Source organism: Rugamonas violacea, assembly GCF_016461825.1.
Lineage (GTDB): Bacteria > Pseudomonadota > Gammaproteobacteria > Burkholderiales > Burkholderiaceae_D > Rugamonas.
Window position 1 is genome coordinate 24,416 of sequence record NZ_JAEMNU010000129.1, and the last position, 10,716, is coordinate 35,131.

9 protein-coding genes are annotated in these 10,716 nt (G+C 65.6%); 5 read left to right on the forward strand and 4 right to left on the reverse strand.

What is annotated here, in order from left to right; all coding sequences use genetic code 11:
- Nucleotides 1-7 precede the first annotated feature (7 nt).
- The 4 genes from H7U20_RS24760 to H7U20_RS24775 all read left to right on the forward strand — a co-directional run bounded on the left by H7U20_RS24760 (nucleotide 8) and on the right by H7U20_RS24775 (nucleotide 5,910).
- Nucleotides 8-1,036, forward strand: a complete 1,029-nt coding sequence (locus tag H7U20_RS24760) for an L-threonylcarbamoyladenylate synthase (protein WP_199761810.1) — start codon at nucleotides 8-10, stop codon at nucleotides 1,034-1,036.
- 48 nt (nucleotides 1,037-1,084) lie between these two features.
- Nucleotides 1,085-2,626 carry an alpha/beta hydrolase family protein gene (locus H7U20_RS24765; RefSeq protein WP_199761811.1) on the forward strand — a complete coding sequence of 514 codons (1,542 nt, stop codon included), beginning with the start codon at nucleotides 1,085-1,087 and terminating at the stop codon, nucleotides 2,624-2,626.
- Nucleotides 2,627-2,797: 171 nt separating this feature from the next.
- Nucleotides 2,798-4,339 carry an alpha/beta hydrolase gene (locus H7U20_RS24770; RefSeq protein WP_233411062.1) on the forward strand — a complete coding sequence of 514 codons (1,542 nt, stop codon included), beginning with the start codon at nucleotides 2,798-2,800 and terminating at the stop codon, nucleotides 4,337-4,339.
- Between the two features lie 194 nt (nucleotides 4,340-4,533).
- A complete protein-coding gene (locus H7U20_RS24775; RefSeq protein WP_199761813.1) occupies nucleotides 4,534-5,910 on the forward strand; it encodes an SGNH/GDSL hydrolase family protein in 1,377 nt (458 codons plus the stop codon).
- A gap of 301 nt (nucleotides 5,911-6,211) precedes the next feature.
- Here H7U20_RS24775 and H7U20_RS24780 read toward each other — a convergent pair whose 3' ends face one another.
- The gene (locus H7U20_RS24780; RefSeq protein WP_199761814.1) at nucleotides 6,212-7,396 is read right to left on the reverse strand and encodes an acyl-CoA dehydrogenase; all 1,185 of its coding nucleotides are present in this window, start codon (nucleotides 7,394-7,396) and stop codon (nucleotides 6,212-6,214) included.
- A 144-nt stretch (nucleotides 7,397-7,540) separates the two neighbouring features.
- Entirely contained in the window at nucleotides 7,541-8,044 is a 504-nt protein-coding gene (locus H7U20_RS24785) for a flavin reductase family protein (RefSeq protein ID WP_199761815.1), read from the reverse strand.
- 175 nt (nucleotides 8,045-8,219) lie between these two features.
- On the opposite strand from H7U20_RS24785, the gene H7U20_RS24790 reads away from it, so the two are divergent.
- Nucleotides 8,220-9,083, forward strand: coding sequence for an alpha/beta fold hydrolase (locus tag H7U20_RS24790; protein ID WP_199761816.1), 864 nt, complete (start codon nucleotides 8,220-8,222; stop codon nucleotides 9,081-9,083).
- Nucleotides 9,084-9,657: 574 nt separating this feature from the next.
- Here the strand turns inward: H7U20_RS24790 and H7U20_RS24795 are convergent.
- On the reverse strand, nucleotides 9,658-9,966 hold the full coding sequence (locus H7U20_RS24795) for a hypothetical protein (protein WP_199761817.1): 309 nt from the start codon (nucleotides 9,964-9,966) through the stop codon (nucleotides 9,658-9,660).
- A 13-nt stretch (nucleotides 9,967-9,979) separates the two neighbouring features.
- On the reverse strand, nucleotides 9,980-10,543 hold the full coding sequence (locus H7U20_RS24800) for a D-alanyl-D-alanine carboxypeptidase family protein (protein ID WP_199761818.1): 564 nt from the start codon (nucleotides 10,541-10,543) through the stop codon (nucleotides 9,980-9,982).
- Nucleotides 10,544-10,716 lie beyond the last annotated feature (173 nt).

Genomic DNA, 10,716 nt, shown 5'->3' on the forward strand with positions numbered 1-10,716 from the left:
GACCGTCATGAAGCATTCTGCCGGGAGCCCCGCTCCCTCCGCGGAAATCGTCCAGGCCGCCGCGATCCTCGCATCCGGCGGCCTGGTCGCTTTTCCCACCGAAACAGTCTACGGCCTGGGCGCCGACGCCGAGGATCCGGCGGCGGTGGCGCGCATCTACCAGGCCAAGGGCCGTCCCAACGACCATCCGGTGATCGTCCACCTGGCGCCCGGCGCCGACCTGGACTACTGGTCCAGCGACATCCCGCCGGCCGCGCGGCAGCTGGTGGCGGCCTTCTGGCCCGGCCCGTTGACCTTGATTTTGCAACGCAACAAACACATTCCCGACGCCGTCTCCGGCGGCCAGGACACGGTCGGCCTGCGCTGTCCCTCGCACCCGGTGGCGATCGCGCTGCTGAGCGCCTTCAAGGGCGGCAAGGGCGGCGTGGCGGCGCCGTCGGCCAACAAGTTCGGCAACGTCAGCCCGACCACGGCGCAGCACGTGCGCGACGAGTTCGGCGACGAGCCGCTGCTCGGCGCCGTGCTCGACGGCGGCGCCAGCCAGGTCGGCATCGAATCGACCATCCTCGACCTGTCGCGGCTGGCCACGCGCGGCCCGGTGCTGCTGCGTCCCGGCCACATCAGCGCGCAGCAGATCGCCGACGTCATCGGCCTGCTGCCCGGCCTGCCCGACGCGGCGGCGCCGCGCGCCTCCGGCACGCTGGAGTCGCACTACGCGCCGCACACCCCGGTGCTGATGCTTGAGCGCGAGCGCCTGCTCGACAGCGTCGCGCAACTGGCGGCCAGGGGCAAGCGCGTCGCCCTGATCGTCCACACGCTGGCGGCGCCGGCCGGCCCGCACCTGACCCTGCCGGCGACGCCGGCCGGCTACGCCTACGGCCTGTACGCCGCCTTGCGCGAGATGGACCAAAGCGGCGCCGATTTGATCCTGGTCGAAACGCCGCCACAGCAAGCCGACTGGCTGGGCGTGAACGACAGATTGCGGCGCGCGGTGTTCGGCTCATCAGGTATCATGGAAGCGTTGTTGCGGTCCTGAGCCACGCCGTTCCTGTGCGGCTGGCGTGAGCGCCGACAGGAGGTTGGCATGCTTCCATTATTGTTCGTTTTGATACTCTCGGCGGCCGCGCCGGCCGGCGCCAACGACGCGCCGACGGCCATCCCGGCCGGCGCCGCCAACGCCATCAGCAACGCCGCCAGCGCCATCAGCAACGCCAGCGCGGCGCCGCGCGGCACGGTGCTGGACGGGCCGAGCCTGGTGCCGATCGCCCTCGGCGCCAACGCCAGCATCAACACCCTCGACCCGGCCACCCTCGGCACCGTGCTGCGCCACGCCCAGGGCGGCGCCTTGATGGACATCGCCGGCGAGCCGCGCTGCGCCATCACTATCCACACCCTGCGCTACCAGACCGTCGGCGGCCACGGCGAGCCGACCGACGCCAGCAGCGTCATCATGCTGCCGTCCGGCCCCGACCCGGCCTGCCAGGGGCCGCGCCCGGTGTTGCTGTACGCCCACGGCACGGTGCTCGACAAGCAGTTCAGCATGGCCCGCCTGAATGGCGAGGCGCGCCTGGTGGCGGCGATGTTCGTCGCCCAGGGCTTCATCGTGGTGGCGCCCGACTATGCCGGCTACGGCGCCTCGTCCTTGCCCTACCACCCCTACCTGAACGCCGAGCAGCAGGCCGGCGACATGCTCGACGCCCTGCGCGCGGCGCGCGAGGTGTACGCGCAACTGGGCGTGCGGGCGGCGCCCCGGCTGTTCCTGAGCGGCTATTCGCAGGGCGGCTTCGTCGCCCTGGCGACCCAGCGCCTGATCGAGCGCGACTTCGCCGCCGAGTTCCCGCTGGTGGCGGTGGCCGGCATGTCCGGCCCCTACGCCTTGTTGCAGATGGGCGACGGCATCTTCGGCGGCCAACCGCTGCTGGGCGTGACGGCCTATCTGCCGCTGGTGACCACCTCCGGCCAGCGCGCCGGCGCCGCCCTGTACGCCAGTCCGGCCGAGTTGTACGAGCCGGACTACGCCAGCGGCATCGAGGCGCTGCTGCCCGGCGCGCAGCGCTTCGACGAGCTGGTGCGCCTGGGCCGGCTGCCATCCGGTGCCCTGTTCGCGGTCGACTCGCTGCCGCAGGGGCAGGGCGCGGCCAGTTATTTCGCCGCCCACAACCTGGTGCGCAGCAGCTACCGCCAGGCCTATCTGGCCGACATGGCGGCCCATCCCTGCGGCGCCGAGCCGGTCGACCCGGCGGCCTGTCCGGCCGGCAACGGCCTGCGCCGCTGGCTGGCGCGCAACGACCTGCGCAGCTACCGGCCGCGCGCCGCGCTGCTGTTGTGTGGCGGCCGCGACGATCCGGTGGTGCCCTTCGCCAACGCCAGCGCGGCCCAGCGCTATTTCACCGCTCGCGGCGCGGCGCCGCTGCTGCTCGACCTGGAGGCGGCCGACAGCGCCGCGCCGGCCTCCTGGCTGGCGGCGCGGCAGGGCTTCGCCAAGGCCAAGGAGTGGGTCCAGGCCGAGGCGCGCGACAAGGGCCGCGACCCGGCCAGGGCGGTGGCCGAGTTGTACCACGGCAGGCTGGCGGCGCAGTACTGCGTTCGGGCGGCGCGCGACTTTTTCCTAAAGGCAACTCCTTAGCCTATTGCTTATATGCTACTATTGGCGTGCCGCCGGTCGACCCGAGAGTACGCCCGGCCGCGTCGTGTCGTTCCAGCGCGGCGGCCCGCGGGCCGGCCGCCCCCTTGCCATTTTCGAGGACATCCCATGCGCCCTGCTCATCCATCCCGCCCGGCTCGCCGCCGTCCCTCATTGCGTCCCCTGTGCTCGCTCGCGCCCCTGCTGATCCTCGCCGCCTGCGGTGGCGGCGGCGGCGGTGCCGGCAACGGCAGCGGCGTGGTGGTGGTGCCGACCCCGCCGGTGATCTCGCCTTCGCTGCGCGGCAGCTTGATCGGCGCGGCCAGCGTGGTGCCGGTCAGTATCAACGGCGCCAGCGTCAACACGCTCGAACCGGCCGTCTTCAAGCAGTTCCTCGACGAGCAGCAAAAACTCAGCAGCAACATCACCGGCACGCCGAGCTGCGCCGTCACCACCTACACCGTCAAGTACCACACGGTGGGCTCGGCCGGCGAGGACACCGAGGCCAGCACCGCCATCATGGTGCCGTCCGGCGGCGCGGCCGGCGAGTGCGGCGGCAGCCGCCCGGTGTTGCTGTACGCGCACGGCACCTCGGTGTTGAAGGCGACCGATATGAGCAAGCTCAGCGCCACCGAGCCGCGCCTGATCGCCGCCATGTTCGCCGCCCAGGGCTACATCGTGGTGGCGCCGAACTACGCCGGCTACGCCGGTTCGACGCTGGGCTACCACGCCTATCTGGACGCCGCGCAACAGGCCAGCGACATGATCGACGGCCTGCGCGCGGCGCGCCTGTCCTTCGCCGCCGTCGGCGCCAAGGATGGCGGCCGCCTGCTGCTGACCGGTTACTCGCAGGGCGGCTACGTCGCCCTGGCCACCCAGCGCGCCATGCAGACCGGCTATGCCGGCGAGTTCAACGTGACGGCGGCGGCCGGCCTGTCCGGCCCCTACGCGCTGAGCCTGTTCGGCGACAGCATCTTCGGCGGCGCCCCCAGCAGCGGCGCGGCGGCCTTCCTGCCGATGCTGATCAACGCCGGCCAGCGCGCCAACGCCGGCCTGTACGGCAGCAGCGCCGAGGTCTACGAGGCCAAGTACGCCGGCGGCATCGACAGCCTGTTCCCCGGCGCGCTGGGCATCGGCGACCTGGTGGCGGCCGGCAAGCTGCCCAACGACGTGTTGTTCGCCCAGGATTCGCTGCCGCAGACGGCCGGCTATGCCAGCGCCTTCGGTGCCGACCACTTGTTCAAGACCAGCTACCGCGACGGCTACCTGGCCGATCTGCGGGCCAATCCCTGCAACACCAGCAACGCCACTCCGCTCGCTTGCGCGCCGACCCAGTCGCTGCGCAAATGGCTGGTGAAAAACGATCTGCGCACCTATGTGCCGACGGTGCCGCTGCTGTTGTGCGGCGGCGACAGCGACCCGGTGGTGCCGTACAAGAACGCCGAGGCGGCCTACGCCTACTTCAGCGCCCAGGGCAAGCCGGCCGGCGCGCTGACCCTGCTCAACGTCGACACGACGGCCAGCCTGGGCGACTATGCTGATACCCAGCTGGCCTTCGGGGTGGCCAAGGGCACCGTGCGGCTGACGGCACTGCTCGAAGGCAAGAGCGGCAGCGAGGCCGACCAGGCCGTGCGCGACAGCTACCACGCCGGTCTGGTGGCGCCGTTCTGCCTGCGCGCGACGCGCGACTTCTTCGGCCGGGTGGCGCGGCCCTAGATGCGGCAACTCTTGTTTCTTATGTGAATGGATGGTGTTGAAGGGCGGCCCGCGAGGGCCGCTTTTTTGTTGCGCGGCACGCCGGGCAGAGCGGTTTTTCCCTATACAAGCCGGGGCAAGGGTGGCATATTGGACAAGCTGTTGCAAATAGCACAAGCGTGCATATAACACCATAAAAACCACCAGGAGAGACTATGCGACCTACCCCCATCGCCTTCGCGACGCTCGCGCTGGCCCTGTTGGCCAGCTGCGGCGGCGGCGTCACCAGCCCCGACGAGAACGTTCCGAAAATCAGCTTTTCCAGCCAGGTCACTTTCGGCGACAGCCTGTCCGACGTCGGCACCTACGCCGTCGGCAAGGTCCGGGAGTTGGGCGGCGGCACCTACAACATCAACGGCGACAACCGCACCATCAACGCCGCGTTGACGGGCAAGAACTGGACCGAGCTGATGGCCAGCCGCCTGGGCCAGGCCGCGCCGTGCGCGGCCCAGACCGGCCTCGACGGCGACGACAAGCTGGGTTATTTCGTCCCGGTGGTCAACCACGCCGGCTGCTTCGGCTATGCCCAGGGCGGCGCGCGGGTGAGCAATCCGGTCGGCTCGGAGCACAAGGCGACCGGCAGTGCGCTGGGCCAGCTGACCGTGCCGGCGGCGACGCAGATCCGCAACCACCTGGCCGCCGTGGGCGGCCGGTTCAAGGGCGATGAAATCGTCTTCGTGATGGCCGGCGGGAACGATCTGCTGGCCCTGCTGCGCGAACTGCAGAGCGGCGCCGGCAAGGTGGCGGCCGACGCCGGCGCGGCCGCCTTCGCCGACAGCCTGGTCAAGCAACTGGCCGCCGGCGCCAGCGATGTCGCCGCCGCCATGCAGGCGGTCGGCGCGGCGCTGGCGGCCGAGTCGGCGCGCGCCGGCCACACGGCCGACAGCGTGGTCGGCGCCGCCGTCCTGGCCGCCGCCGGCCAGCCGGGCAACGCGGCGGTCGGCGCGCCGGCCGTCTACGGCCCGCTCGTGCTCAAGGCCAAGGCCGACGGCGAGGCGGCCGGCGCCAAGGCCGGCGCCGACTACGCCGCCCTGCGCGGCCCGGCGATGGTGGCGACGATGGCCGCGACCGGCAAGGAGCTGGTCGCCCTGGTCAAGGAGCAGTTGCTGGCCAAGGGCGCCAACTACGTCACCGTCAACAACCTGCCGGACGTGGCCACCTCGCCGGCCGGCCTGCTGCAGCCGGCCGCCAGCCGGCAACTGATCATGGCCATGGTCGGCGCCTTCAACGGCGAACTGAGCACCGGCCTGGCCGGCGAAGCGAAGGTGCTGCTGGTCGACGTGTACGCCATCAGCCACGACCAGGCGAGCAATCCGGCGGCCTACGGCCTGAGCAATGTCAAGGAGATGGCCTGCGACCTGGAGCCGCTGAAAAATGCGCTGCACAGTTCCTTGGTGTGCAACGGCGGCAACCTGGCCGCCGGCGACGTCAGCCACTACGCCTTCGCCGACGACGTCCATCCGACGCCCTACAACTACCTGCTGCTGGCGCGCCACGTGGCCGAGAAAATGGTTCTCAAGGGCTGGTTGTAGGCCGTCCGGCGGCGCCGCGCACCACGGCCGCCGCCACGTTTGCCGCCACGTTCGCCGCGCAGATGAAAAACCCGCCACGGCAGCGCTGCCGTGGCGGGTTTTTTACGTCGGTTCCGCTTGCGGCGAAGGCCAGCATCGACGCGCGCGAGTCGCCACGCCTCGGCGCGGCGATGCCGGCCTTCCATCGACAGGTCGATGCGGCGAATGTCCAAGCGGAGATTGTTGGAACGCCGCCCTGAGCTGTTCGACACAGTCGGGGCGACGTGACAGGGCGCGGGCCGGGTGGCGCGCGCCCCTGGCCTTATTGGAAGGCCTGGATGCCGGTCTGGGCGCGGCCCAGGATCAGCGCGTGGATGTCGTGCGTGCCCTCGTAGGTGTTGACCACTTCGAGGTTGACCATGTGGCGGATCACGCCGAACTCGTCGGAGATGCCGTTACCGCCGAGCATGTCGCGGGCGACGCGGGCGATGTCCAGCGACTTGCCGCAGGAGTTGCGCTTCATCATCGAGGTGATTTCCACCGCCGCCGTGCCGGCGTCCTTCATGCGGCCCAGTTGCAGGCAGCCTTGCAGGCCCAGCGTGATCTCGGTCTGCATGTCGGCCAGCTTCTTTTGCACCAGCTGGTTGGCCGCCAGCGGACGGCCGAATTGCAGGCGGTCCATGGTGTATTGGCGGGCGGTGTGCCAGCAGGCCTCGGCCGCGCCCAGCGCGCCCCAGGCGATGCCGTAGCGCGCCGAGTTCAGGCAGGTGAACGGACCTTTCAGGCCGCGCACGTCGGGGAAGGCGTTCTCTTCCGGGCAGAAGACGTTGTCCATGACGATCTCGCCGGTCACCGAGGCGCGCAGGCCGAACTTGCCGTGGATCGCCGGCGCGCTCAAGCCGGCCATGCCCTTCTCCAACACGAAGCCGCGGATGGCGCCCTCGTCGTCCTTGGCCCAGACGACGAACACGTCGGCCACCGGCGAGTTGGTGATCCACATCTTGGCGCCGCTCAGCGCGTAGCCGCCCGGCACCTTCTTGGCGCGGGTGATCATCGAGCCGGGGTCGGAGCCGTGGTTCGGCTCGGTCAGGCCGAAGCAGCCGATCCATTCGCCGGTGGCCAGTTTCGGCAGGTATTTCTGCTTTTGCTCCTCGGTGCCGAACTCGTGGATCGGCACCATCACCAGCGACGATTGCACGCTCATCATCGAGCGGTAGCCCGAGTCGATGCGCTCGACTTCGCGCGCGATCAGGCCGTAGGCGACGTAGTTCATGCCGGGGCCGCCGTATTGTTCCGGGATGGTGGGGCCGAGCAGGCCCAGTTCGCCCATCTCGCGGAAGATGCTGGTGTCCATTTTTTCGTGGCGGAAGGCCTCGAGGATGCGCGGCGCCAGCTTGTCCTGGCAATACGCGGCGGCGGCGTCGCGCACCATGCGTTCTTCGTCGGTCAGTTGCTGGTCCAGCAGGAGGGGGTCATCCCAGTGGAATTGGGCGCGGGCTTGGCTCATGGTGTTTCCTAGTCTCTGGTTATAGTGGCTGGTGCCATTATTCTAAGACCTCGTCCGCCGCCCGGCTTTTCTAATGGCGACACCAATTTCCGTTTTCCCGCCGTCAAGCGGGGCTTGATGACAAAATGACAGCTTGCGTCCGCCTCAGGCCAGGCTGCGGAATTGGCCGCCGTGGAAGATCAGCGGTTGCGCCGGGGTGATGTTGCAATGTTCGACCTCGCCGACGAAGATGACGTGGTCGCCCTCCGGATAGCGGCTGCGGTTGTGGCATTCGAACCACGCGGTGGCGCCCTTGAGGATGGGCTGGCCGGTGTGCGACAGCTCGTATTCGACGGTGCCGAAGGGGTCTTCGCTGCGGGTCGAGAACAGCTTGGCCAGATGGGCTTGGTCGGCCGCCAGCACGTTGATGACGTAGTGCGAGTTGCCGCTGAAGATGGGCATGCTGTTGGCGCTGCTGCCCAGGCTCCACAGCACCAGCGGCGGCGTCAGCGAGACGGAGTTGAAGGAGCTGGCCGTCAGGCCGCGGAAGCTGCCGTCGGCCAGGCGGGTGGTGATGACGGTCACGCCGGTGGCAAATTGCGCCAGGGCCTGGCGAAAATGGCCGGTATCGAAAGCGGGCGCCGGCGCGCGGGGGGAGCGTGTGTTCATGATCTGCCTGAGTCTTTTTGCCATTATGCCAAAGATCGGCGCCGGTAGCGAAAAACCGGCCGGCCGCCGGACGCCGCGGCGGCCGGATGAAACGGCCGGCCCGGCTTTGCGTTACAGTGGCGTTCGGTGCCCGTCGTGGCGCCTCGCCAGGAGCACTATGATGGAGGACCTTCGAATGGGCAAACCACTTGCCGCGCCCATGCCCATGCCCGTGCGCATGCCCGCGCCGCGCGCCGGACGGCGCGCGGCGGCCGCGTCGCTGCTGGCGCTGGCCGCCGCCAATGCCAGCCATGCCGGCGCGGCGGCACAGGTCGAGCTGGTGGCCGGCCTGGCCGAGCCGCGCCGGGTCGAATACGAGCTGGTGCGCCACGACGGCAGCGTGCCGGTGGTGTTCGAGAACGGCCTGATGGCCAAGCTGGGCCAGTGGGAACCGGTGTTCCGCAGCATCTGCCAGGAGCGCAGCGCCTTCGCCTACAACCGCCCCGGCTACGGCAAGAGCGCGGCGGTGGCCAGCCCGCGCGACGGCGAGCACATCGCCGAGGAGCTGCGCGCGCTGTTGCGCAGCAAGGGGCTGAACCCGCCGTATATCCTGGTCGGCCATTCGATCGGCGGCCTGTACCTGCAACTGTACGCGCGGCGCCATCCGGACGAGGTCAAGGCGCTGGTGCTGGTCGACTCCACCCATCCGCAGCAATTCCTCGGCGCCGGCGCCTACGAGCAGTGGCCGACCCTGGTGCGCACCAGCTTCAAACTGCTCAGCTCGTCCGTCGAAATGGCCGAGTTCAAGGCCAGCATGGCCACCGGCGCGCAGGTGCTGGCGCTGCCGGCGCCGGCCGGCGTGCGGGTGATGGTGCTCAGCGCCGCCCGTCCGCTGGGCGAGAAGTCGGCCTATGCCGACGACGCCAACGCCAAGCGCAAGGACATCGTCCGGCTGTACCCCGGCGCCCAGTTGCAGTGGGTCGACAGCGGCGCCGAGATTCCGCTCGAGAAACCGGAGGCGGTATTGGCCGCCATCCGCGCCGTCGCGGCCGGCCGCTGAGGCCGTCGCGTCGCCGGGCCGCCATGTCGCAGCCGGTTGCCGAGGCCGCCGGTTCGCCAGGCAGCCACGGAGTCGTCCACCTCCCTTGGTAGGCGCATCGAATAAGCTGAATGCGTCGTTCCGCATCGGCGGTCCGCCGCGTAGGCGGGAATCCATGCTGCGCTAGACAGGATGCGGCGTATAGGTTCCCGCCTACGCGGGAACGACGGGTTTTTAGAGGTGCCCTTGGTGATATCTCGCGCTGAACAAGGCTCGGCTTCTGGCGTATGCTCGGATAAATGGAAAAAGAATTGAAGTTGAAATAATTCTCAAAATCTCTATATTTTGGAATGTTAATAAATATTGGAAAATAAATTCTGGTACAAATGGTTTGTATTTGGGTTCTCACAAACAAGCAATATCGACAAGATTTCAATTTGGGAAAGTGATTGCTACTTATTCTGAAGCTATTGAAAAAGCCAAGAAGATACAGATAACTTTAATTTCGGTATGAAACGGTATGGAACATTTTATTGCGGTCGGCATGTAAAGTGTGCCATGAAAATGAAGGGCACTATCTTCATTTTCTCCTACATTAAAATTTTGTGTAACTATCAACAGTGTCATTATAGTTGTTTTTTATTCTCCTAAGTAATGTTGAGTTATTCTTGTACTTTTCTTTTAAAATTTCAAATTGCTTTTTTGCTCCTCCGCAATATTTGTCAATTTCCCTATTCATTTCATCTTGTTGTCTCTTCGGTAGTTCCGTTCCGACTTCACCAGCAAAGTGCTCACATTCAAAAGAATAGGAAATAAATAATCTAATATCCTTTGGTAGTTTTTCACTTGAAAAGGCTGCCAATGGAATGAGAAAAAAGAAAAGTAGAAGGAAATATTTCTTCATCTTTACCTTTCGGTTAAAAACCATTGTTGGACCAATGCGGATCATCTTTTCCCTTGAATTTCTGCACACCATAAGTTTTTCCGACAGCTATAAGCTGCTTGTTTAAGCCATTCCGTGGCAACGTATTAATTTTTACCGTGTTTCCATTTGCATCTTTGAGCTCAATAGTTTTGTTCCAACTCAAGCTCATATCAATTGCCAATCCTGAATTGTGTTGAGATCGAATTGCCGGTTTTATTACTTGTTTATCTATATTTAACGCTGGTAACATTTCTTTTGCCGCATTGACGGATTTTTCTTTTGTTCCGTGGTCCCAATTTATGTTTACGCCTTGCATATTGGGAACTTTTTCAGGATCAAGCTGTTTTTTCGCAATTCTCCAGGCAAAATGCATCAGATATGAACGCTTCGGCGGTCTGAAGGTGGCGCGAATTACAATCTTAATCCCCGCCTCTTTCATTGCATGGAGAAAGTCCTCTACTGCAAGACGGAAATTTCCCAGCAAGTAACGAGTGTCTTCGCTGCCGGGAAATTTCTTTGCCCATTGCGCTCCACTCAATTCCAATTCTTCTTCCATTTTCAATCTCCGGAAAATTGTGTGAAAAGTTACAATTTACGGCAGGTGAAAGCGTTTTGATTTGATGCGGATTAATGATTTAGTTGTTTAGATTCGTGTGATTATGCACCTTTCCGTAGCTGGCCCCTCTTCAAGGCACGGCACGTTTTGAGTACACTTATCCATCCCAACGA

Excerpts from the sequence above, each read along its gene's own strand:
- H7U20_RS24760 (WP_199761810.1), top strand. The coding sequence starts at position 8 with ATGAAGCATTCTGCCGGGAGCCCCGCTCCCTCCGCGGAAATCGTCCAG.
- H7U20_RS24765 (WP_199761811.1), top strand. The coding sequence starts at position 1,085 with ATGCTTCCATTATTGTTCGTTTTGATACTCTCGGCGGCCGCGCCGGCC.
- H7U20_RS24775 (WP_199761813.1), top strand. The coding sequence starts at position 4,534 with ATGCGACCTACCCCCATCGCCTTCGCGACGCTCGCGCTGGCCCTGTTG.
- H7U20_RS24780 (WP_199761814.1), bottom strand. The coding sequence starts at position 7,396 with ATGAGCCAAGCCCGCGCCCAATTCCACTGGGATGACCCCCTCCTGCTG.
- H7U20_RS24785 (WP_199761815.1), bottom strand. The coding sequence starts at position 8,044 with ATGAACACACGCTCCCCCCGCGCGCCGGCGCCCGCTTTCGATACCGGC.
- H7U20_RS24790 (WP_199761816.1), top strand. The coding sequence starts at position 8,220 with ATGGGCAAACCACTTGCCGCGCCCATGCCCATGCCCGTGCGCATGCCC.
- H7U20_RS24795 (WP_199761817.1), bottom strand. The coding sequence starts at position 9,966 with ATGAAGAAATATTTCCTTCTACTTTTCTTTTTTCTCATTCCATTGGCA.
- H7U20_RS24800 (WP_199761818.1), bottom strand. The coding sequence starts at position 10,543 with ATGGAAGAAGAATTGGAATTGAGTGGAGCGCAATGGGCAAAGAAATTT.